Annotated in this window: 18 protein-coding genes; 9 read left to right on the top strand and 9 right to left on the bottom strand. The window is 65.3% G+C overall.

Going from position 1 to position 21,959, the window contains the following annotated elements; all coding sequences use genetic code 11:
• Positions 1-70: 70 nt before the first annotated feature.
• From B3T59_RS13910 to B3T59_RS13920, 3 genes are all read right to left on the bottom strand, one after another.
• Positions 71-1,903, bottom strand: a complete 1,833-nt coding sequence (locus B3T59_RS13910; protein ID WP_287003862.1) for an acyl-CoA dehydrogenase — start codon at positions 1,901-1,903, stop codon at positions 71-73.
• 223 nt (positions 1,904-2,126) lie between these two features.
• The gene (locus tag B3T59_RS13915; RefSeq protein WP_039856997.1) at positions 2,127-2,897 is read right to left on the bottom strand and encodes a deoxyribonuclease IV; all 771 of its coding nucleotides are present in this window, start codon (positions 2,895-2,897) and stop codon (positions 2,127-2,129) included.
• A 58-nt stretch (positions 2,898-2,955) separates the two neighbouring features.
• A complete protein-coding gene (locus tag B3T59_RS13920; protein ID WP_287003864.1) occupies positions 2,956-3,168 on the bottom strand; it encodes a hypothetical protein in 213 nt (70 codons plus the stop codon).
• Between the two features lie 283 nt (positions 3,169-3,451).
• Between B3T59_RS13920 and B3T59_RS13925 the strand changes: the two genes are divergently transcribed.
• The 3 genes from B3T59_RS13925 to B3T59_RS13935 all read left to right on the top strand — a co-directional run bounded on the left by B3T59_RS13925 (position 3,452) and on the right by B3T59_RS13935 (position 5,904).
• On the top strand, positions 3,452-4,654 hold the full coding sequence (locus B3T59_RS13925; RefSeq protein WP_287003882.1) for a phosphatase PAP2 family protein: 1,203 nt from the start codon (positions 3,452-3,454) through the stop codon (positions 4,652-4,654).
• 28 nt (positions 4,655-4,682) lie between these two features.
• On the top strand, positions 4,683-5,126 hold the full coding sequence (locus B3T59_RS13930; RefSeq protein ID WP_287003865.1) for a hypothetical protein: 444 nt from the start codon (positions 4,683-4,685) through the stop codon (positions 5,124-5,126).
• Between the two features lie 67 nt (positions 5,127-5,193).
• Entirely contained in the window at positions 5,194-5,904 is a 711-nt protein-coding gene (locus tag B3T59_RS13935; protein WP_287003866.1) for a DUF305 domain-containing protein, read from the top strand.
• Positions 5,905-6,107: 203 nt separating this feature from the next.
• Here the strand turns inward: B3T59_RS13935 and B3T59_RS13940 are convergent, their stop codons facing one another.
• Both B3T59_RS13940 and B3T59_RS13945 read right to left on the bottom strand, forming a co-directional pair.
• Positions 6,108-7,208, bottom strand: a complete 1,101-nt coding sequence (locus B3T59_RS13940; protein ID WP_005209054.1) for a DUF4185 domain-containing protein — start codon at positions 7,206-7,208, stop codon at positions 6,108-6,110.
• A 70-nt stretch (positions 7,209-7,278) separates the two neighbouring features.
• Positions 7,279-8,166 carry an acyl-CoA thioesterase domain-containing protein gene (locus B3T59_RS13945; RefSeq protein WP_287003867.1) on the bottom strand — a complete coding sequence of 296 codons (888 nt, stop codon included), beginning with the start codon at positions 8,164-8,166 and terminating at the stop codon, positions 7,279-7,281.
• Positions 8,167-8,344: 178 nt separating this feature from the next.
• Between B3T59_RS13945 and B3T59_RS13950 the strand changes: the two genes are divergently transcribed.
• On the top strand, positions 8,345-8,920 hold the full coding sequence (locus tag B3T59_RS13950; RefSeq protein WP_287003868.1) for an HdeD family acid-resistance protein: 576 nt from the start codon (positions 8,345-8,347) through the stop codon (positions 8,918-8,920).
• A 142-nt stretch (positions 8,921-9,062) separates the two neighbouring features.
• Here B3T59_RS13950 and B3T59_RS13955 read toward each other — a convergent pair whose 3' ends face one another.
• A complete protein-coding gene (locus tag B3T59_RS13955; protein ID WP_287003869.1) occupies positions 9,063-13,082 on the bottom strand; it encodes a Pls/PosA family non-ribosomal peptide synthetase in 4,020 nt (1,339 codons plus the stop codon).
• A gap of 388 nt (positions 13,083-13,470) precedes the next feature.
• Between B3T59_RS13955 and B3T59_RS13960 the strand changes: the two genes are divergently transcribed.
• From B3T59_RS13960 to B3T59_RS13970, 3 genes are all read left to right on the top strand, one after another.
• Positions 13,471-14,445, top strand: coding sequence for an alpha/beta hydrolase (locus tag B3T59_RS13960; RefSeq protein WP_064861613.1), 975 nt, complete (start codon positions 13,471-13,473; stop codon positions 14,443-14,445).
• Positions 14,446-14,741: 296 nt separating this feature from the next.
• Entirely contained in the window at positions 14,742-15,959 is a 1,218-nt protein-coding gene (locus B3T59_RS13965) for an acyl-CoA dehydrogenase family protein (protein ID WP_064905753.1), read from the top strand.
• Positions 15,956-16,198 (top strand): hypothetical protein, encoded by a 243-nt coding sequence (locus B3T59_RS13970; RefSeq protein ID WP_005209066.1) that lies wholly within the window; start codon positions 15,956-15,958, stop codon positions 16,196-16,198. The genes B3T59_RS13965 and B3T59_RS13970 overlap by 4 nt, the downstream gene beginning before the upstream one ends.
• 153 nt (positions 16,199-16,351) lie before the next feature.
• Here the strand turns inward: B3T59_RS13970 and B3T59_RS13975 are convergent, their stop codons facing one another.
• Positions 16,352-18,271 (bottom strand): ABC transporter ATP-binding protein, encoded by a 1,920-nt coding sequence (locus B3T59_RS13975; RefSeq protein WP_287003872.1) that lies wholly within the window; start codon positions 18,269-18,271, stop codon positions 16,352-16,354.
• Between the two features lie 142 nt (positions 18,272-18,413).
• Here B3T59_RS13975 and B3T59_RS13980 point away from each other — a divergent pair, with 142 nt between their 5' ends.
• Positions 18,414-18,929 carry a hypothetical protein gene (locus tag B3T59_RS13980; protein WP_287003874.1) on the top strand — a complete coding sequence of 172 codons (516 nt, stop codon included), beginning with the start codon at positions 18,414-18,416 and terminating at the stop codon, positions 18,927-18,929.
• Here B3T59_RS13980 and B3T59_RS13985 read toward each other — a convergent pair.
• Positions 18,919-19,779 carry an alpha/beta hydrolase gene (locus tag B3T59_RS13985; RefSeq protein WP_287003875.1) on the bottom strand — a complete coding sequence of 287 codons (861 nt, stop codon included), beginning with the start codon at positions 19,777-19,779 and terminating at the stop codon, positions 18,919-18,921. The genes B3T59_RS13980 and B3T59_RS13985 overlap by 11 nt on opposite strands.
• Before the next feature lie 97 nt (positions 19,780-19,876).
• Here B3T59_RS13985 and fgd point away from each other — a divergent pair, with 97 nt between their 5' ends.
• The gene (fgd, locus tag B3T59_RS13990; RefSeq protein WP_064861618.1) at positions 19,877-20,899 is read left to right on the top strand and encodes a glucose-6-phosphate dehydrogenase (coenzyme-F420); all 1,023 of its coding nucleotides are present in this window, start codon (positions 19,877-19,879) and stop codon (positions 20,897-20,899) included.
• A 115-nt stretch (positions 20,900-21,014) separates the two neighbouring features.
• On the opposite strand, the gene B3T59_RS13995 is transcribed toward fgd, so the two are convergent.
• A complete protein-coding gene (locus B3T59_RS13995) occupies positions 21,015-21,935 on the bottom strand; it encodes a LysR family transcriptional regulator (RefSeq protein ID WP_251721754.1) in 921 nt (306 codons plus the stop codon).
• Between the last annotated feature and the right edge of the window lie 24 nt (positions 21,936-21,959).

The following is a 21,959-nucleotide window of genomic DNA, read 5'->3' on the forward strand; positions in this document are numbered from 1 at the left end:
CGCCGACCCCTTGAAACCGCCCCGCCAATTCGGTTGCGGGGCCGCAATGTCGTCGTACTGATTCAGCGGATCAGAACGCCGCTTCGTCGAGCTCCATCACGTCGTTGTCGATGTTCTCGACGACGCCGCGGACCGAGGTCAGCAGCGGCAGCATGTTCTTGGCGAAGAAGCTCGCAACCGCGACCTTGCCGTCGTAGAACGCCTTGTCGCCATCGGCGGCACCCTCGTCGAGCTTGCCCAGTGCGACCTCGGCCTGCTTGAGCAGCAGCCAGCCGATGAGCAGATCGCCGACTGCCATCAGGTAACGCACCGAGCCGAGGCCGACCTTGTAGAGCTGCGTCGCGTCTTCCTGCGCACCCATGAGGTAGCCGGTCAGCGTTGCGGTCATCGACTGCACGTCCTCGAGTGCGGTCTTCAGCAGCGCACGCTCGGTCTTGAGGCGACCGTTGCCTGCCTCCGAGTCGATGAACGTCTGGATCTGCCCGGCGACGTGTGCGAGCGCCTGGCCCTTGTCGCGGATGATCTTGCGGAAGAAGAAGTCCTGCGCCTGGATGGCAGTGGTGCCCTCGTAGAGCGAGTCGATCTTCGAGTCGCGGATGTACTGCTCGACCGGGTAGTCCTGCAGGAAGCCGGAGCCGCCGTAGGTCTGCAGCGACTCGGTCAGCGTGCCGTAGGCGCGCTCGGAGCCGACGCCTTTGACGATCGGCAGGAGCAGGTCGTTGACGCGGTGAGCCATAGCGGCATCGGCGCCGGAAACGATCTGAGCCGCAGCCTCGTCCTGGTGCGACGCGGTGTAGAGGTACACGGCGCGCAGACCTTCGGCGTATGCCTTCTGGGTCATCAGCGCACGACGCACGTCAGGGTGATGCGTGATGGTCACGCGCGGAGCAGTCTTGTCGGTCATCTGGGTCATGTCTGCACCCTGGACGCGCTCCTTGGCGTAGTCGAGTGCGTTGAGATAACCGGTCGACAGGGTCGAGATCGCCTTGGTGCCCACCATCATTCGAGCGTGCTCGATGACGTCGAACATCTGCGCAATGCCCTTGTGGACCTCGCCGACGAGCCAGCCCTTGGCCGGTACGCCGTGCTGACCGAAGGTGACCTCACATGTGGCCGAGACCTTCAGGCCCATCTTGTGCTCGACGTTGGTGACGAAGACGCCGTTGCGCTCACCGAGCTCGCCGGTCTCGTGGTCGAAGTGGAACTTCGGAACGAAGAACAGCGACAGGCCCTTGGTGCCCGGTCCTGCACCCTCGGGACGGGCGAGAACGAGGTGGAAGATGTTCTCGGTCATGTCCTGGTCGCCCGAGGTGATGAAGCGCTTCACACCGTCGATGTGCCAGGAGCCGTCTTCCTGCTCGGTGGCCTTGGTGCGGCCTGCGCCGACATCCGATCCGGCGTCGGGCTCGGTCAGCACCATGGTGGCGCCCCATCCGCGCTCGGCGCAGATCTGTGCCCACTTCTTCTGCTCGTCGGTGCCGTTGTCGTAGAAGATCTCCGAGAATCCGGCGCCTGCGGAGTACATGAACAGCGCAGGGTTGGCGCCGAGGATCATCTCGCCGAGCGCCCAGTACAGCGAACGCGGAGCGGGCATACCGCCGAGCTCCTCGTGCAGACCCACCTTGTCCCAGCCGGCCTCGATGTAGGCGTTGTAGGACTTCTTGAACGCCTCGGGGATCGTGACGCTGTGCGTCTCGGGGTCGAAGGTCGGGGGATTGCGGTCGCCCTCGGCGAACGAGTCGGCGATGACGCCCTCTGCCAGGTTCTTCACCTCGCGGAGCATGTCGACTGCGGTCTCGCGGTCGAGATCGCCGAACTCTCCGGATTCGAGGACCTTGTCGAGTTCGAACACGTCGAAGAGGTTGAACTGCAGGTCGCGCATGTTGCTCTTGTAATGACCCATTGCTGGTTCCTTCTACTAGACCTGGCATATAGCCGCGGGCTGACGATCATCGGGCGTGTCGAGGTGAGCGCCGGGAAAGTCGTGGTCTTGAGGTTGACGCGGACACCAAGTTACTCGCCAGTAACCCCAGTTTACCGTGTGGCGCAATGGCCTCACAACCTCAACGCGTGTGAGCGTGCTCGCAATTGCAAGCAGTGTGGGCGAAGATCTCGACGGCGGGCGGTCAGAGGCCTTCGCGCAGGTAGGAGAGGTCGGCGGGGATGCCTTCCGCGGGTGTCTCGAGAATCAGCGGCGCATCGGCGACTCGGGCGACCTCGACGAGGACGTCGGGATCGATGTGACCCGACGCAAGGTTGGCGTGGCGGTCGCGGCCGGAGTCGAACTCGTCGCGTGAATTGTTCAGATGAACCAGGTCGATCCGGCCGGTGATGGCACGCACCCGCTCGACGAGGCCGACGAGGTCTTCGCCACCGGCCCACGCGTGGCAGGTATCCAGGCAGAATCCGGCCTGCTCGAAATCGCCAACCGCATCCCACAGTCGGTCGATGGCCTCGAGGGTTCTGGCCATGGCGTGATCGCCGCCCGCGGTGTTCTCGATGAGGATCGGCACGCCGAAGCCGCCCTTGTCCTGCTGACGGTCGAAAAGCTTGCGCCAGTTGGCAAATCCCTCGGCGGCGTCTTCGCCATCACGCAGGTGACCGCCATGTACGACGAGGCCGAAGGCCCCCAGCTCGGCCGCGGCGTCGGCTTGCTGTTCGACGGCCTTGCGCGATGGCATCCGGAGACGATTGTTCAGACTCGCGACGTTGATCTGATAGCTCGAGTGGACCACGACGTCGATGGGCGACTCGCGGATCTGCTGGGCTTCCGGATGTGGCTGCGGCTTCTTCCAGCTCTGCGGGTCGGTGACGAACATCTGGAAGACGTCGATCCCGAGTTCCTCTGCGGTCTCGAGTGGTGCGGCGTCTTCACGCAGGTGGGCTCCGATGCGCATTGCACCAACGATAGTGACCGTCTCCGACAGTGATCGACTCTGGGAGGGCGACGTGTGGTCAGTCGCCGAGTCCGGGCTCGGTTTCGATCGTGATCGGCACGCCGCTGGCGATCAACAGCCGACACGGTGCCTCGGTGTCGCGGTAGAGATGCAGCCACTCGTGACCCGCGCCGTGTTCGTAGACCTTGTCCAGCGCGCGGTTGAGTCGAGCCTCCGCCTCCTTGATGATCAGGTAGCGCTGATCGCCGTAGCGGAGAAAACGGTTGGGCATGAAACCTCCCGGCGCCTACTGCCGCATCGCTGTGATGCGCATCACCAGTGTAGGAAGTCTTTGCTGTGTATGTGCCGTCAACGGGTGGCAAACACCCCGTAACCGTCCGGTGTTCACTAGGCTGACAAACAGTTAAGGATGGACGGCGTTCCATCGTGTTTGTCGAGCTCGATGCGTCAGCATCCGTTCGACCGATGGAATCAGGATTGACCGCTTGAGCGTAGAAGACGCGATACGGCCCCCGAGGCGAGGTGCAGACGACGACTCGGACGAGCCGGCGACGATGGGGCCCGTCCTCGACGACGTCGCCGACGCAGCCGAACTCGAGGCTGAGCCGGAGAAGCGACGAGACCTGACCCTCGTTCGACGCATCGCCATCGTGGCCTGGATCGCGTTCATGGCCTACGAGTTCTCTGTCTACGGCCTCGCCTTCGACCGCACGCGACTGATCGTCCTGCTCTGCCTCGGGCTGTTCGCGGCGAGTATCGGCCGACGTCGAGCAATCACGGTGCTCATCGATTGGGCACCGTTCGCGCTGGTCCTGATCCTCTATGACTGGACGCGCGACGTCGCCCGAATCGTCGACATGCCGACGCACTGGCACCTCGCCGCCGACGTCGACCATGCGATGTTCGGCGTGGTTCCGACCGTCTGGTTGCAGAGCCACTTGAAAGAGCCGTCGGCGCCGTGGTGGGAGATCATCACCAGCGTCGTCTACATGTCGTACTTCGTGGTGCCGTACGCCGTCGCCGCTGTGCTGTGGTTGCGCGACCGCTCGTCGTGGCGTCGCTTCGCGGCGTGCTTTGTTGCCGCGACGTTCCTCGGTCTTGTCGGCTACACGCTGGTGCCTGCAGCCCCGCCGTGGGCCGCTGCACGTTGCACGTCCGAGCAGGTCGTCGACGGCCCGCGTGACGCGGAGTGCATGACGACGCCCGAGGCGACGACGCCGGGAGGCATCCTCGGTCCGACAGATCCGCATCATCCAGGCGCGCAGCCCTACGTCGAGCGCATCTCGGCGCGCGGCTGGGAGTACCTCAACATCCACGTGGCGTCGAACCTGATCGAAGTGGGACAGGGGAAAGCCAATCTCGTCGCGGCGATCCCATCACTGCACGCAGGTCTGACCATGCTGCTCGCCCTGTTCATGTGGCCACGGGTGAAAGCGTTGGGCAGAACGCTGTTCATGGGGTACGCGTTCGCGATGGCGTTCACGCTCGTTTACACCGCAGAGCACTACGTCTTCGACGTGTTGCTCGGATGGGCACTCGCCGCGACCGTGATCGCCGTCTACACGCTGATCGACCGTCGATTCATCCTGCCGCGACAGCGACGGCGCGCCGAGCAGGAGAGTGCTGAGCTGGAGAGCGCCGAGCAGGAGAGTGCTGAGCTGGAGAGCGCCGAGCAGGAGAGTGCTGAGCTGGAGAGCGCCGGGCAGGAGAGCGTGGGGCAGGAGAGCGCCGGGCAGGGGAGCGCGGCGGGCGCCTGAGAGCTCGCACGCCGGTAATCTGGTCGCCGTGGCCGCATCGCGTAGACGGGTGAGTGGTCGCCGACGTTTCGTACGACGCTTGGCGACGGGGCCCGCACGGCTTGGCTTCGCGGGTCTACTCGTGTTGGCCGTCGTCGTGATGCACGGTCTGCTCGGCCCGACTCATGCCGAGCTGCCCGCAGCACCTCCCATGCACGCCGGCATGCAGATGGGGCCCTCGACAGGCGCCGACTCGACAGGCGCCGACTCACACATGTCGTCGGGCGACCATTGCGCCGTCCTCGGTCATCACTGTCTGTCCCTGCGCGCCATCGACTTTCCCACGATCGAACCCGCGGTCGTCGGAGTGCTGGTGTTCGCAGCACTGCTGCTCGCGCTGGCAACCGTGTGGATGCCCGCTGTTCGCAGGCTCGGCCGTCCGCCGCCTTGGGCGATCCGTGATCACCTGTGTCTGAACGTGATTCGCTGCTGATTCGACGAGTTCTGGTCCCGCTTGCACCGGGGCCGAGTTCAGCACGTCACAACAAGACAAGGAAACCATGATGTCCAGCAATACAATTCGTCGGACCCGCATGCTCGCTGCGTGCGCCGTTATCGCCGCGGTCGTCGGGATCGCGGGGTGTTCGACGTCCGACAGCGGGTCTGATAGTGCGTCGTCGACCAGTACTGAGGCGAGCCGAAACGCCACGTCGTCGCAGAGTGCGTCGGCCGACTCGACCAAGCACAACGCCGCCGACGTGACGTTCAACCAGATGATGATCCCGCACCATCAGCAGGCCATCGCGATGGCAGATCTCGTGCCGTCGCGCACCGAGAACACCGCCGTTCGTGAGTTGGCGACGCAGATCAAGAACGCTCAACAACCCGAGATCGACCAGATGACACAGAGATTGGCGTCGTGGGGTGTCTCGACCACCCCCGACTCACAAGGCGCCCAAGACCACGGCACCATGGATCACGGCTCTGTGGATCACGGCTCTGTGGACCACGGTTCGATGGATATGGGTAACGGTGGCGAGGGCATGGGCATGATGTCCGCTCAGGAGATGGCCGCCATGGAGAACGCGCGCGGCCAGGAGTTCGACACGCTCTGGCTGAAGGGAATGATCGCTCATCACCAGGGAGCGATCGACATGGCCAAGACCGAGCTGGCCAACGGGATCGACCCGGCGTCGCGAGCGCTCGCCGAGCAGATCACCACGTCGCAGCAAGCCGAGATCGCCGGCATGCGCTCGATGCTCGGGCAGTGAGTTCGACGGCTGGATCGGCGACTGGTCCCGGTGCTGATCCGGAACTGATCCGGCCTTGAGACGAGCCGACGGTCGGTGGGTGCCCAGCTCGCCGGCCGTCGCGCTCACTCGCGACTGCGCTCAGTCCCCGGCCGCTGAATACTGGTCCGCTCTGAATCCCGGCCCGCTCTCAATCCCGGCCCGCTCTCAATCCCGGCCCGCCCTCAATCCCGCCGCAGCGGCAACCGCATCAGGTAGACCTGGTAGCCCACCGAGACCGAGTACGTGAAGTACAGCGTGCTGCCCTGCGACCACGGATGGATGAAGGGCGCGTATCCGGTCAGCGGATTGTTCATCGGCACGACCAACTCGCCGGACGTCCACGGGCCGACCGGATCGTCGGCGGTACGCATCACCACGCCGTTGTCGCTCTGGCCGAGCGAAATGAACTTACCGAGATAGCTGTTGTAGGCCACCGACATCTCGCCGGTCGGTGCGGGCATCACGGGGGTGGCCGCCGAAGGATTGCCTCGTGCCCAGTTTCCGTACGAGAAGTAGTCGTAGGCACCGAGGTTCTCGATGTCCTTGGCTTTCACCCGTGCGAGGTACACCGCCCCGAAGCGGCCGTCGGGGGTTCCGTAGGTGTAGACGGTGTCGCCGACCTTGAGGAACGCGGCCATCTGGAACTTCTTGTTGCCACCGCCGTTGGGTCGGAAGGCGTTGAGTGCGCGCCAGTTGTTGCCGTTGTCGTCCGACACGACGAGTCCCGACCAATTCGTGTACCAGACCCCCGGCTGCCCCCAGTGCTTGACCGACATCACGCTCATGTACTGCTTGCCGTTCGCGGCGACACCCGCGGTCGGGATGATCGTGATCTCCTTGCGCAGATCGGGCTTCAGGAGTCGCTTGGCCTGCCTCGGTGGACCTGCGTGGCCGGTGAAGGTCATGCCGTCGGAGAGGTTGCGATCGGTACTGCGTAGCAAGGCGTTGGACTGCCAGTACCAAAGCTGTCCGTAGAGCAACGACCACCCGTTGAACGTCTGGGTGTCGCCGAACGCGGCGAGGATTTCTCCATTGCCGTTGTCCCACATGGTGCCGAGGTCGGTGCCGTAGATGTTGTAGCGGCCGGGGGTGTCGTTGATGGAACCCGGTCCGGTCAGGCGCGCGACCATGGTCGCCTCACCTGCGGCGTAGGTAGCGGCCGACGCTGCGGGAGCCATCACCGTACCGATGGTCACCGTCGTCGCAGCGACTGCGACGACCGCCGCGATGACTTTCCTTCGCGCCGCCACGCGCACCTTCCGACCACGCCAGCCCACTGCCATGGCGTGACCCTATCAAGACCTAACGGTTACCTCGCGCCGTAATGTGCAGTTCTCACTGATTAGTGGACAATCACGCCTCACGATAACGATCAGTGAGATCGATGCTGGTGAAATCGATCTCCGCGGCGGCGTTGTTGACTGCGGTGACAATCCCCATTCCAAACATTCCGTGCGAATCAAACAATCCAGCAGTACCGATGGAAATGCCGTCACTCTCGAGGTGGCTGTCGGCTTCGACGCCCATCCAGTCGCCCTGCGGAAGGCGCGCGAGTTCGACGCTGAGGTCGCAGTTGATGAAGCCGATACCGCTCGATCCCCAGTTCGTGACAAGACTCGTCGACTCCGCAGCGGTCACGGCCTTCACGAATGAGGTCGCCTGTTCGCCGTCGATCGCGGGCAGCGGGTGCGACCAGAGCCGTTTGCGCCCGCCGTTCTGGTGCGCGCCCATATCGGTGTTCCAGGCGCTGTTCGACGCTCCCGTGGTCCCGCCGGATTCCGACGCGTCGGCCGCATCTCGATCGGGTGCATCGGACGAGAAGCGAGACATGACATCGGTGTCGGAGATGGGATCGGTCGGCGGTCGGAACGTGACGGCCTCGTCCGGCCGCTGCCACCGTGTGCCCGGTGGATTCGCCGACGTCCGGAGGAACACGGTCGTCGCCCGCGCCACGACGACTTCATCGGCACCAGCCGTATTCGAGTCTGAGCTATTCGGGGACTCACTTTGCACAACGTCGAGCTCGGCGACCCGGATTCGACGACCCGCGCGGACGAGTCGGCCACGGGTGAACGTCGGCACTTCCCGTGCCACCTTGAACATGTCGATGGTGAGTCGCGCCGGCCGAAAGCCGTTCTCGCTGAACTGCTGCTCGACGCGATGCGCGGCGAGGGCACACACCGCGGGCCCGTTGAGAGTGCCGGGCGCCCACAGACTCAACGCGTACGACGTGGGCGTCACGACGCCGCTGTCGGATGACGCTGTCGAGCTGTACGGGGTAAAAAATGCGCTGGTTTTCGACACGAATCACTTTTACCCGCCCACGCACGCGCGCACGGAACCGCCCCGGCGCAACGCGCTTTCACTCACTTGCGCCCGAATCCCGTCAGAACGCCCGCCGCGGGGATAAAGTAACCGCATGACCTTTGCGCCGTATGCAAAACAGATCCCCGACGAATTGATCGGCTCCATTCGGAGCGCCATGATCGTGACATCGATCATCGGCATCGTGCTCGGCATCATCGCGGTTGTGTGGCCTTCGGCAACGGTGGTCGTGCTCGCGGTTCTCTTCGGTATCGCGCTCATCGTTGCGGGATTGTTCCGCATCTACGTGGCGTTCTCGGCAAAGGTCCTCGGTACGGGCTGGCGCATCCTCACCGGAATACTCGGCTTTCTGGTTCTGGTCATGGGCATCATCTCCCTGTTCAGTCCTGCGGACGGGGTCACGTTCCTCGCGCTCTTCATCGGTTTCGCGTGGCTTTTCGAAGGAATCGGCGACCTGGTGACCGCGTTCTCGAAGACCGCGCACGCCCCGACGTGGTACCTCATCCTCACCGGCGTGATCTCGATCCTGGCAGGTCTCGTGCTGCTGATCGGCTCGTCGCTGTGGGCGCTGAGCGTGCTGGTGTGGGTCGCGGGAATCTTCCTCATCGTCATCTCGGTTGTCACGCTGTTCAACCTTCCCAAGAAGGTCTCCGACCAGCCGGCGGTCTGATCTGCCTGTCCTGTCCTCAAGCGGTGGCTCCCCGGCAACGGGGAGCCACCGCTTTTCGTTGGACGGCCGGTCCACTTCTGAGTCGTGCAGCCATTCAGTCGTGCTGCCATTCAGTCGTGCTGCTACTCAGTAGTGGTGCCACTCAGTCGTGCCAGGGCGCGATCGGGTTGCCCTGCCAACGGGTGTGCGCGGGCACCACGTCGCCACGCATGACCAACGACGCCGGGCCGACGGTCGCAGATTCGCCGAGTCCTGACGCCGGTAGCGCGACGCAGTGGGGTCCGAGCGTCGCACCGTCGGCGAGGACTACGCGGTCGATGGCCATGACCCGATCGTGGAACAGGTGCGTCTGTACGACACAGCCGCGCTCGACGGTTGCGCCCGCACCCAGCGACACGAGGTCGGCCTCAGGGAGCCAATAGGTTTCGCACCACACGCCCTTGCCGATCTGTGCGCCGAGGAGCCGGAGCCACAGATTGAGGATGGGGGTTCCGGTCGCGGCGTTGGCAAACCACGGCGCTGCAACCGTTTCGACGAAGGCATCGGAAAGCTCGTTGCGCCACACGAAAGAACTCCACAGCGGATGTTCGGAGACCTCGATACGTCCGACGACGGCCCACTTCGCCGCTGCCGCAATGCAACACGCGATGGCGCCGCACAACACCAACAGCAGGCCGCTGACCAGACCGGCGATTACGTAGTTCGACTGCTGGGCGATGTATTGCAGGCTCAACAGCATGAAGATGCCGAGCCCGAACGAGATCATCACCGGGATCAATCGCAGCGTCTCGATCACTGCGCGTGCCACCTTGAGGCGCATGGGCGGATCGAACGTCCTCGACGTGTCGGTTTCCGCGGCGGTGCGTCGAAGTCGAATCGGCGGACTGCCAAGCCAACTCGACCCCGACTTCGCGCGGTCGGGAGCGGCGGACAGCACTGCGACGAGACCGTTCTTGGGCACCTTGCGGCCGGGCGCGGCCATTCCGGAGTTGCCGAGGAACGAGCGTTTGCCGATCTTGACGTCGTCGATGTGCATCCAGCCGCCGCCGAGTTCGTACGAGGCGACCATGGTGTCGTCGGCGAGGAACGCGCCGTCGGCGATGGTCGTGAATTTAGGCAGCACCAGGGCGGTCGAAATCTCGGTTCCCTTACCGACTTTCGCGCCGAGGATGCGGAACCACCACGGTGTCAGCAGCCCGGCATAGAGGGGGAACAGGTAGGTGCGGGCGGAGTCGAGCAGCCGCTCGGTCATCCACACCTGCCACCCCGCGCGGGAACGCACGGGGTAATAGCCCTTTTCCAGACCGAGTGACATCGCGCGCACGAGGACCGCGGTGATCGCGGCGAACACCGCGAGGCTCACGATGGCCGCGGCGGGTAACAGGATCAGCGAACGGATCGCGACGTCGCGGAGCCGGTCGGCGTGCAGCGCCCATGTCCCGATGACGAGTAGGCCGACTCCCAGCGAAATCAGGGGGATGGCGGCGAGAACCATCGAGGAGAGTCCGTAGACGGGCACCCAGAAGCTTGCGCGACGGGGACGGTGATCGGGCCACGAATGCGTCGCCTTACCGATCTTCACAGCGGGCGACCCGGCCCAGTGCTGTCCGGCCTTAACCCGACCGAACACCGCGGAACCCGGACCCACCTCGGCGTCTTTGCCGATGACGGCGCCAGGAGCCAGCGTCGATCGCGCACCGATTGTCGCACCGCGTTTGATGACGATCTCGCCGATGTGGACGAGGTCGCCGTCGATCCACCAGCCGGCGACGTCGACCTCTGGTTCGACGGACGCGCCGTCGCCGATGGTCAGTTTTCCGGTGACCGGCGGGATCGTGTGAAGGTCGACGCCGCGCCCCACGGACGAGCCCAGCGCGCGTGCCAGATAAATCATCCACGGCGCACCCGACAGATTGGCGGCGCCACTGGCGACAAGGAGTCGCTCGGCGATCCAGAGGCGGATATGCACGTTGCCGCCGCGGGGATAGGTACCCGAGTTGACGCCCCCGAGCAGGATGCGCGATCCGATCGCGGCGATGACCATCCGACCGGGCGGAGTGATGAACACCAGGAACGCGACGAGCACGACCCACCAGTTGACCTCGACGAGCCAGGGCACCGAGACGTCGAGTCGGCGGGCGGTCCACGCACCGACGTTGTTGACGACGCCGAGCCACGTCGCCCACTGCAATCCGGTCAGCGTCGACAGCGGCACCGACAGGAGCAGCTGCGCGAAACCGGTGGCAGCGGGTGTCGGTTTCACCTCACGCGGGTCGACGACCTCCGCGGCCGCGGTCTCGCCGAGGAACTCCGCGAGTGAGCCCAGCCGCGGATGGTCGTAGAGGTCGGCGACAGTGATTTCCGGGTAGCGCTCGCGCACGGCCGTCACCAATTGCGCAGCGGCGAGCGAGCCGCCGCCCTCGGCGAAGAAGTCGGTCTCGGCACTTGTCACGGTTGCGCCGAGGACATCGGTCCACCGCGCGGCCAGCCATGCTTCGGTGCCGCTGAGGTCGCTTGCGTCCTCCTCGTCGGAGTTGTCGGTGCCCGGTAGCGGCCACGGTAGGGCGTCGCGGTCGACTTTGCCCGACGTTCTGGTCGGCAGTTCGTCGACGAGCGCGAGTCTCGGGACCATCGGTGCGGGAAGTTGTTCTGCGAGAAGGTGATGCGCGTTCGCTACGTCGAACTCGGGGTCGGGGGAGACGAGGTATCCGACGAGCAGACTGTTGCCCGCGGCCGTCTTTCGCACCGCGGTTGCCGCGCCGCTCACCCCGGGAAGGTGCTGCAGTGCGTTGTCGATCTCGCCCAACTCGATCCGCCTGCCGCCGACCTTGACCTGATCGTCGGCGCGGCCGCCGAATACCAGACCCTCACGGTCGAGGCGTACCAGATCGCCACTGCGATAGGCGCGCTCCCAGCCGAGAGTGGGCATGGGAGCGTACTTTTCGGCATCCTTGGCCGGGTCGAGATAGTGGGCGAGCCCGACGCCGCCGATGATCAGCTCACCGGTTTCGCCTTCGGCAACGGACAGTCCGTCTGCTCCGACGACGGCGAGATCCCATCCGGGTAGGGGCAGACCGATACGGACCGGACCCGGTCCGCCAAGCAACGCTGCACACGCGACGACCGTCGCCTCGGTGGGGCCGTAGGTGTTCCACACCTCGCGGCCCTCGACGGCGAGTCTGTCGGCGAGTTCGGGCGGACACGCCTCGCCACCGAAGATCAACAGCCGGACGGCTTCGAGCGCCTCCGGTGGCCAAAGTGATGCGAGGGTCGGCACCGTCGACACGACGGTGATGTCGCGGGCGACGAGCCACGGCCCGAGGTCCATGCCGCTGCGCACCAGCGACCGAGGCGCGGGAACGAGACACGCACCGTGTCGCCACGCGAGCCACATCTCCTCGCACGAGGCGTCGAAGGCCACCGACAGGCCCGCGAGTACGCGGTCGCCCGGGCCGAGTGGTTCGTCGCGGCAGAACATCGTCGCCTCGGCGTCGACGAATGCGGCGGCGTTGCGATGCGTGACCGCGACGCCTTTGGGAGTTCCGGTCGATCCCGACGTGAAGATGATCCACGCGTCGTCGCCTGGGGTCGGGCGGTTGGCGTCCGGCGAGTCGGCTGTCGATGTTGCGCCGGTGGATACCGAGTCGGGAGTAGTCGAGTCGGGAGTAGTCGAGTCGGGAGTACTTGCGTCCGGGGAGGAAACGGTGAGGGACGTGGCGGCTGGGTCGGGCGATGCGCCGTCAGTGACGTGTATCCCGTCGGCGTCGGCGATCGCGTCGACCTTCGCTTCGCCGAACACGAGAGTTGCGCGTTCTTCCGGGTCGTCGGCGTCGACCGGAACGTAGGCGGCTCCGGCGTAGAGCACCGACAGGATCGCGGTGTAGAGATCGCGTGAACCGGACGGCATCCGGATGCCGACCCGCGAACCACGGCGTACCCCGAGTTGCGCCAACCGCGCCGCGCCGCGTCGTACTACCGCACTGAGCTGCGAATATGTCAGGATTTGGTCGCCGTCGTCGATGGCGGGAGCGTCGGGATGCCGTGCGGCGGTGGCATCGAGGATGTCGCACAGCGTGCGCGCAGGCGCCGCCTTGTCCGACAGCAGAAACTCGACGGGGATGGAGTGTGGCAACCCGAGTGGACTCGGATCCGTCTCGATCACGCCGGGTACCGCCGATACGCGAGAGCGAATGTTGACCCTGATGCGGATGCGTGCGCATCACATGGTGTCGCTGACATGGCTGCTGTGGAGTGTCCTAGCTCTCTGATTCGCGCGGCTGGTGAAATGGCGCTCGGAACTCGCCGCGCGAGACTGTCGGTCTTCCGAAACGGGTGTAGCTTCACATTCATCGGTTCCGAACACACTGTAGGTAATTGCCGGGTAGGTATTGGCACTGTAGGTGGTCGCACTGTGGGAAAGCCCCTCGTGGGAAGACTCTGTGCAGGAATACTAGCCAGGGGATTCCGGGCCGTGGTTGCCGTCGACGCCGCCACACGATTCTGATCGCGCATCACTTTCTCGCGGTTGGGTTGGGGTGAGGAGAAACAGCATGCCAATTGTGCATCACCGAAAGGCGAGTGCGCTCTCGTACCCACTGTGGTTTGCGACTCGCGCACTCTTGAAACCGACGCTCGCGCTGTGGCCGCTGAACCGGCCGGGGATGGCGGGGCTCTTCTTGATCGACCGCCTGTTCGCCGGCGCGCCCGAACCGCGGCACGTCGTTCGCGAGCGGATGGAACTCGCGGGCCGTCCCACCGAGGTGGTCATGCCGAGCGGACCGTCACGACGCGACGCCGACACCGCCATCCTCTATCTGCACGGCGGCGCATTCGTCGTCGGTGGTCTGGGTACGCATCGCTCTATCGTCGGTCGACTCGCGAAGGCGTGCGCACTGCCGGTCTTCTCGCTCGAGTACCGCCAGCTACCGAAGGTGGGTGTCGGGACGTCGGTCGACGACGCCGTGGCCGCCTACCGCGAACTGCTCAGTGAGTGGGGATATCGACGGTTGATCGTCGCGGGCGACTCCGCGGGTGGGTTCCTCGCCATGAAGGTCGCCGAGGGCGCGCACACTGCCGGTCTTCCGACGCCTGCTGCCCTCATCGGGTTCTCTCCGCTGCTCGACCTCGATCTGGGCACCAACCCCGATCGCAGCAGCCGCTCCGACGCCTATCTGCCGATGGGCAAGATGGCGCGGCTCGTCCCGCTGCTCAACAGGGGGCCGATTCCACTGCGCGGTGCTCGTCGCGCCGCCGACATCGACGCCGAGGCGTTCCCACCGACCGTGATGATCACGGCTGAGAACGAGATGCTCGAAACCGACGTGATCGAGCTGGTGGAACGGCTCGATGAGGCCGGTGTCGACGCCGTCGCACACAGTTATGCCTGGCAGGTGCACGCGTTTCCGGTCATGAACGCCCGTCACGCCGAGACGCTGCACGCCGTCGAGACGACCGCCGCCTTCACCACGCAGGCGGTCCGCGACGCCAAGGCCGCCGACGACCGCGACGCCAAGGCGGCCGGCTGAGCCGAGCCCGGCTGGTCGAGCTGAGCCCGCTGGTCGAGCCGCTCGCCGCCGCTGGTTGAGCCGCTTGCCGCCGGTTGAGCCACTCGCCGCCGCTGGTTGAGCCACTCGCCGCCGGTTGAGCCATTCGCCGCCGGTTGAGCCCGGCGCGAGCGAAGCGAGCACCGGAGTCGAAACCACTCCGCCCCACGTCGAGCGTCCAACCTCGTGGTCGTCGACATGGCGCGGCGTCGAACTGCCATAGTGGAGTGGCGCGGCAGACATCCCGCGCGGCGTCGACAAACAGGTGGTGGACAACGGTGAGTGCGACTGGGTCACATTCGACTGGGGCAAGTAGGACCAAGACGGTCGGAGAGCTCTTCGGCTTTGACAGACTGATCGACGACCAGGAGCGGGCGATCGTCGACACCGTCCGCGACTTCGGCACCAAACGTCTGCGCCCCCACGTCGGCCAGTGGTTCGAGGACGGCACCCTCCCTGTTCGGGACCTCGCCCGTGAGTTCGGCAAGCTCGGCCTGTTCGGGATGCACCTCGAGGGCTACGGCTGCGCTGGAACGTCGGCAACCGAGTACGGACTCGCGTGCCTGGAGGTCGAGGCCGTCGACTCCGGTCTGCGTAGCTTCATGTCGGTGCAGGGATCGCTCGCGATGTACGCAATCCGTGCCTTCGGTAGCGACGAACAGCGCGAAGAATGGCTGCCCAAGATGGCTGCGGGCGAGGCAATCGGCTGCTTCGGCCTGACCGAGCCCGACTTCGGCTCCAACCCGGCGGGCATGCGGACCGTAGCGAAGCGCGACGGAGACGACTGGGTCATCAACGGCTCCAAGATGTGGATCACCAACGGCAGCGTCGCCGACGTCGCGATCGTCTGGGCGCGCACCGATCTCGAAGAGGGCTCGCGCGGAGTGCGTGGATTCGTCGTCCCGACGGATACCCGCGGATTCCGGTCGATGGTGGTCAAGCACAAGCTGTCGCTGCGGGCGTCGATCACGGCCGAACTGTCCTTCGAGGACATGCGGTTGCCCGCGTCGGCGATGCTCCCGGGCGTGACCGGCCTCAAGGGTCCGCTGAGTTGTTTGAACGAGGCGCGGTTCGGCATTGTCTTCGGTGCGGTCGGCGCCGCGCGCGACTGTCTGGAGAGCGCGCTCTCTTACACTGCCGACCGCGAGGTCTTCGACAAGCCGTTGTCGGGATACCAGATCAGCCAGACCAAGATCGCAGACATGGCGCTCGAGGTGGGCAAGGCATTCCTGCTCGCCATCCAGCTGGGGCGCATCAAGGACGAGAGCAAGATCGCACCCGAGCAGATCAGCCTCGGCAAACTCAACAACGTCCGCGAAGCCATCGCTGTCGCCCGCGAATGTCGAACCCTGTTGGGCGCCAACGGCATCACACTCGAGTACCCGGTGATGCGGCACGCCAACAACCTCGAATCCGTGCTCACCTACGAAGGCACGAGCGAAATGCACCAACTGATGATCGGCAAAGCGCTGACCGGACAGGACGCCTTCCGGTGACCAATCCCCAGTTCCAGCGCGCCGCACAGGGTTTCTCGCGCGGCATGGTGATCTTCGGCTCCGTCGTGCTGATGGTGTGCGTCGCGCTGCTCGTCGTCAACTGGTGGAGCAACCACCAGTGGCTGTGGGTGGTACTCGGTATCGCGATCATCGTCGTGAACATCGCGATGGTTGGGTTGACGTTCCGCAAAGCCAAACTCGCCCCGCCCATTCCGGACCGCGACGACGACGAGGACTAGCCGCCGATCAGCCCGGCTCCGCCCCCGCTCACCCCGCTAGTTGAGTAGGTCCGCCCCTCCCGCTGAAGGTCCGCCGATTCCGCTGGTCGAGCAGCCCGCCCACCCCGCTGGTTGAGCAGCCCGCGAGCGTAGCGAGCAGCCGCGTCGAAACCACTACGCGCTCAACGTCTCCGGGCAGCACTCCGCCTGCTGCTCGGAGCTCCCGTCGGCGAACTGCGTGCGGTAGAGCTGCGCGTATCTTCCGTTGGCCGCCAACAGTGTTCGGTGATCACCACGTTCGACGACGCGCCCCGCTTCGATCACCACGATCTGGTCGGCGGCGCGGATCGTCGACAACCGGTGCGCAATGACGATCGACGTGCGCCCCTCCAGTGCCTCTGCCAAGGCTTCCTGAACTGCGGCTTCCGACGTCGAGTCCAGGTGTGCGGTCGCTTCGTCGAGGATCACCACGGCGGGTTGCGCCAACAGAAGTCGGGCGATGGTCATGCGTTGACGTTCGCCGCCCGACAGTCGATACCCGCGTTCGCCGACGATCGTGTCGAGGCCGTCGGGCAGACTCGCGACCAGTTCGTCGAGGCGTGCGCGTCGCAGTGCGTCCCAGATCGCATCGTCGGATGCATCGGGTTGAGCCAGAACGAGATTCGCGCGGACGGTGTCATGGAACAGATGTCCGTCTTGGGTCACCAATCCGACACTCCGGTGCACCGATTCGCTGCGCAGATCTCGCACGTCAACGCCGTTGAGGCGGATGGCGCCCTCGTCGACGTCATACAGGCGGGTGGCCAGACTCGCGATCGTCGACTTGCCCGCGCCGGAACTCCCCACCAGCGCGACCATCGAGCCCGCCGGGACGTCGATGTCGACGTCGTGCAGCACCTGGGTCCCACCCCGACTGTCCAATTGCGCAACCTCTTCCAGCGAGGCCAGCGAGACCTTGTCGGCCGAGGGATAGCCGAAGGAGACGTGGTCGAATCGCACGCTCACACCGTCGTCGGCGTCGGGGACGTCGGTGGCGTCGGGATTGTCGTCGATCAGGGGTGCGAGGTCGAGTACCTCGAACACCCGCTCAAAACTGACCAGCGCACTCATGATTTCGACTCGCGCGTTGGCCAGCGCCGTGAGTGGCGCATACATGCGGGTCAACAAAAGTGCCAGTGCCACAACGGCTCCCGCGGAGAGATGTTGATGCACCGCAAGCCAGCCACCGAGTCCGTAGACGAGCGCGAGAGCCAACGCCGACACCAATGTCAGTGCGGTGATGAACACACCCTGCAGCATGGCTCGTCGCACACCGATGTCACGGACTCTGTCTGCGCGCGTGGAGAATTCACGACTCTCCAGCGTCGGACTGCCGAATAGCTTCACCAGCGTCGCGCCCGGTGCCGAGAAGCGTTCCGTCATCTGCGTCGACATCCGCGCGTTGTGCTCGGCGGCCTCATGGGAGAGGGTGGCCATTCGTCGAGCCATGCGTCGTGCGGGAATCACGAAGACAGGCAACAGAACCAACGCCAACAGCGTGATCTGCCAGCTGATCGCGAACATCACGCCGAGCGTCAACGCCAACGTCACGATATTGGACACCACACCCGAAAGAGTGTCGCTGAACGCACGTTGCGCGCCGATGACGTCGTTGTTGAGTCGACTCACCAGCGCGCCGGTTCGGGTACGAGTGAAGAACGCGACGGGCATCTTCTGGACGTGGTCGAAGACCGAGCGGCGCAGATCCAGGATCAGCCCCTCGCCGATGTGCGCCGACAACCAGCGCGTGCCGATTGCCGCGGCCGCTTCGGCGACGGCGATCAGCGCGATCAACACCGCGAGTCCGACGATCGTTCCGCCCGACCCGTCCTCGCTGATGAGGTTGACCACGCGCCCGGCCAGAATCGGGGTCACGACGGTCAGCACCGCGGTGCACACCGACAGCGCGAGGAACACGCCGATACGGGCGCGGTGTGGGCGCGCGAAGGTCATGATGCGGCGCAAGGTGCTGCGTCGGTCACCGCGCAGCCGCTTGCGCGACGGCGAGTTCGACGACTTGTACATCATGTCCCAGGCGACGGACTGCATACTCATGACGTCCAGGGTAGAAGCTCAAGTTAGGTTTAAGTCCAGCCGAGCGTTGCGCTCATAGCGGACGGGCCCCGGCATCCGCATGACCCGAGCCTCTGGACTCATACCCACAGCGATGTCATACCCACACGCGAGAATGTGAGTCATGGCCAAGATTTATCCGATCGACGACTGGGACTCGATGCTCGCATGGGTCGCCGAGTCCCTCGACGATCAGCCGCCCGGTCTCGAGTTCAGTCTCGGGCCCAAAGATGTCCGGTTGGCCGATGACTGGGACGAGTTGGAGGCTGAGGTCGAAGAGGACGATCTCGACATTGATGACGAGGTCGACTTCGCCGCGCCAGACGCCGTCTGTGTGCAGGTCTACGTCCTGACTGGCGGCATCTTTCTGGTGCGGAGGTCACGCACCGCGCTGCGGACACTGCGCTTCGTCGACCACGACGCGTCGTCGATGCCCATCGACATCTGGCAGGACGACGATCCGTTCGACGATTGCACCGACGGCTACCTCTACACCCGCGACCGGCTACTCGCCGCAGAGGCGTGTATCAGTTGGTTCCGTGACAACTACGCGGCGCCTGATCGGACCGACCTCGGCTGTCACTACAGCTACGCCGTCGAACTTCCCCGCGGGCGATCCGCCGACGCGATCACCCCGTGAGCCGCGTGCTGAGCCAGCCCGCGACGTCACTGCGCGCCACCGCGGCCGTCGACGTCGAGTGGTGCGTGAAGCCGTGTGGCGACGCGGGGTACACACGTAGCTCGACCTCGTTTCCCGCATCCGCGAGCCGCGTCGCCATGGCGCGGTTGTCGTCGACGAGGATGTCGTCAGAGCCGACGACGAGCAACGCCGGCGGTAGGTCGTGGAGGTCGCCGAAGATCGGCGAGATGTCGGGTGGCGTCCGATCGTCGACGTGGCCGAGGTAGGCGCCGAGGAAGTATTCGTCGGCGATCAGTCTGCCCGCGGGCGTCGTCGCGCTCAGGTCGTAGGTGCCGAACTGCAGTGCAGCGCCGCAGAATCGATGTGCAAGTCCGGCGTCACGCAGGCGAAGCAGAGTGGTCATCGCCAGTGTCGAGCCCGCCGAGAAGCCCATGAGTGCCAGTCGGTCAGTGCCGAATTTCTCTGGCGCGTAATCGATCAGCCACTGAGCGGCGATTTCACAATCATCGGGCGCTGCGGGCCAAGGGGTTTCGGGAGCAAGGCGGTAGTCGACACCGATGACCGCGACGCCGAGGGCATCGGCAAGCTCACGATTCCACATGTCGTCGTAGGCAGCCGCTCCGAAGTAGAAGCCTCCGCCGTGCAGACTCAGGATCGCTCCGCGCGGCGGCTCGGTCGGCGTGATCACTCGCACCGGCACCGACCGTCCCGCGAATTCGGCGATGAGGTCGACGGCTTCCGGGTCGCGCGGTGCAGGATGCGCCGCGCGCTGCTCGCGAAGCCGATGAACCTCGACGTCGCTCTGGGGCCCACGCTTTGTGCGGCGCGGGTCGAGTTGTGTGGGATCCACGGGTACAAAAATGTACCCCTGGATCCCACGCAACTGTCGGACCTGTTCCCTGAGTACGTTGGATCACATAGACGGTCGTCGGCAGTGAGGTGAAGGCATGGCACAGCAACTCAAGCTCGGATACAAGGCCTCGGCGGAGCAGTTCGCGCCCCGCGAGCTGGTGGAGATCGCCGTGGCGGCCGAGGAACACGGCATGGACTCGGTCGCTGTCAGCGACCATTTCCAGCCGTGGCGCCACAACGGCGGCCACGCGCCGTTCTCCTTGTCGTGGATGGCTGCGGTCGGCGAGCGCACCAAGCGCGTACAGATCGGCACGTCGGTCCTGACCCCGACCTTCCGCTACAACCCCGCCGTCATCGCGCAGGCGTTCGCGACGATGGGCTGCCTCTATCCCGACCGCATCATGCTCGGCGTCGGCACCGGCGAGGCGCTCAACGAGTACGCCACCGGATTCCAGGGCGAATGGCCCGACTTCAAGGAGCGCTTCGCTCGTCTCCGTGAGGCCATCAAGCTCATGCGCGAGCTGTGGACCGGTGAGGAGGTGACCTTCGAGGGGGAGTACTACCACACCAAGGGCGCCTACATGTACGACCTGCCCGAGCATCAGATCCCGGTCTACGTGGCCGCGGGCGGACCGGTCGTCGCACGGTATGCGGGCCGCTCTGGCGACGGCTTCATCTGCACGTCCGGCAAGGGTCCCGAGCTCTACACCGAGAAGCTCATTCCGGCCGTTCGTGAGGGTGCGGAGAAGGTCGACCGGAACTTCGCCGAGATCGACCGCATGATCGAGATCAAGATTTCGTACGACCCCGATCCGCAACTCGCACTGGAGAATTGCCGCTTCTGGGCGCCGCTGTCGCTGACCGCCGACCAGAAGAACAGCGTCAACAGCTCGACCGAGATGGAACGCCTTGCCGACGAACTGCCCATCGAGCAGGTCGCCAAGCGGTGGATCGTCGCATCCGACCCCGACGAGGCCGTCGAAAAGGTCAGGTTCTACACCGACGCCGGACTCAACCACCTGGTCTTCCACGCGCCGGGCCACGATCAGCAGCGCTTCCTCGACAACTTCGAGAAGGATCTCGCCCCGCGGCTGCGCAAGTTGTCCGTCGCCGACTGAGTCGAGCCCAGCGAACCCAGCGCAGAAAACCACGCGCCCTGGGCTGTTGAACTGTACCGGTACACGTCGACTGCCCAGGGCGTGTACTTTTCTGCGGACCCCCGGGGCCCGCGCCTCACGCCCCGACCAGCGTGCCGTGTGTGCGCCGAGCCTGCTTCCGCACCAGTTCGACGACGCGGTCGGCGGCGCGGTGCTCGCGAATACTGTGGCGGCGTCGAATCGAAATCGCCCGGCGCGGAGTCGGTTCGGCGATCGGCACCACGCGGACCGAGTCCGGAACGTCGACAAGCGCCAGCGCCGGCACCACGGTGAGCCCGACCCCGGCGGCGACGAAGTTGATCGCGGTCAGGTAGTCGTGCGTCTCCACACCGAAGCACGGGCTGAAACCCGCTGCGGTGCAGGCACGAAGTAGTGCTTCGCGGCAGGGGCCGCGCGCGATGTCGTTGTCGATCCAGACCTCGTCGGCCAACTCGCGCAGCAACACGTGATCCCTTGTTGCATAAGGGGAGTCGGGTGTGACCACCGCGTGGTAGGCATCCGAGACGAGTGGCATGACGTCGAAATCGTTCGACGACGAGCTGCCGATCACGGCTGTGGGGTCGTCGATGCCGATCTCCACATCCGGCGGCGCGACGAGGGGGTCGGTGATCTCGAGGAGTCGAAGGTCGAGTCGCAGCGCAGGGAATTCTCGGCGGATCTGCGCGACGACCGTCGGCATCCATTCCGCACCCGCGGACCCGAAGTAGGTGACGCGCAGCGTGCCCGCCCGCCCCTGCCGTAGATCGGCGACGAGCCCCTCGAGCCGCGCGAAGTGGTCGAAGATGCCCTCGGACTCCGCCGCCAACGTTCGTCCCGCCTCGGTGGCGACGATGCCCCGGCCGTCGCGCTCGACCAGCGCGAGTCCGGTCTCGCGCTGCAGCGTCGCCAGGTGCTGGCTCACCGCGGAAGGCGTGTACCCGAGAGCCGACGCTGCGCCACCGACGGAACCCTCCGCAACGACAGCTCGGAACACTCGCAGACGATGTGGATCGATCACGCCCGTGAATATACAGCGGTACTC

Origin of the sequence: Gordonia sp. UBA7860 (assembly GCF_002500165.1) — a bacterium.
Lineage (GTDB): Bacteria > Actinomycetota > Actinomycetes > Mycobacteriales > Mycobacteriaceae > Gordonia > Gordonia sputi.

Coding starts and splice junctions, on each gene's coding strand:
- B3T59_RS13910 (WP_287003862.1), bottom strand. CDS start 1,903: ATGGGTCATTACAAGAGCAACATGCGCGACCTGCAGTTCAACCTCTTC.
- B3T59_RS13915 (WP_039856997.1), bottom strand. CDS start 2,897: ATGCGCATCGGAGCCCACCTGCGTGAAGACGCCGCACCACTCGAGACC.
- B3T59_RS13920 (WP_287003864.1), bottom strand. CDS start 3,168: ATGCCCAACCGTTTTCTCCGCTACGGCGATCAGCGCTACCTGATCATC.
- B3T59_RS13925 (WP_287003882.1), top strand. CDS start 3,452: ATGGGGCCCGTCCTCGACGACGTCGCCGACGCAGCCGAACTCGAGGCT.
- B3T59_RS13935 (WP_287003866.1), top strand. CDS start 5,194: ATGATGTCCAGCAATACAATTCGTCGGACCCGCATGCTCGCTGCGTGC.
- B3T59_RS13940 (WP_005209054.1), bottom strand. CDS start 7,208: ATGGCAGTGGGCTGGCGTGGTCGGAAGGTGCGCGTGGCGGCGCGAAGG.
- B3T59_RS13950 (WP_287003868.1), top strand. CDS start 8,345: ATGACCTTTGCGCCGTATGCAAAACAGATCCCCGACGAATTGATCGGC.
- B3T59_RS13960 (WP_064861613.1), top strand. CDS start 13,471: ATGCCAATTGTGCATCACCGAAAGGCGAGTGCGCTCTCGTACCCACTG.
- B3T59_RS13975 (WP_287003872.1), bottom strand. CDS start 18,271: ATGAGTATGCAGTCCGTCGCCTGGGACATGATGTACAAGTCGTCGAAC.
- B3T59_RS13980 (WP_287003874.1), top strand. CDS start 18,414: ATGGCCAAGATTTATCCGATCGACGACTGGGACTCGATGCTCGCATGG.
- fgd (WP_064861618.1), top strand. CDS start 19,877: ATGGCACAGCAACTCAAGCTCGGATACAAGGCCTCGGCGGAGCAGTTC.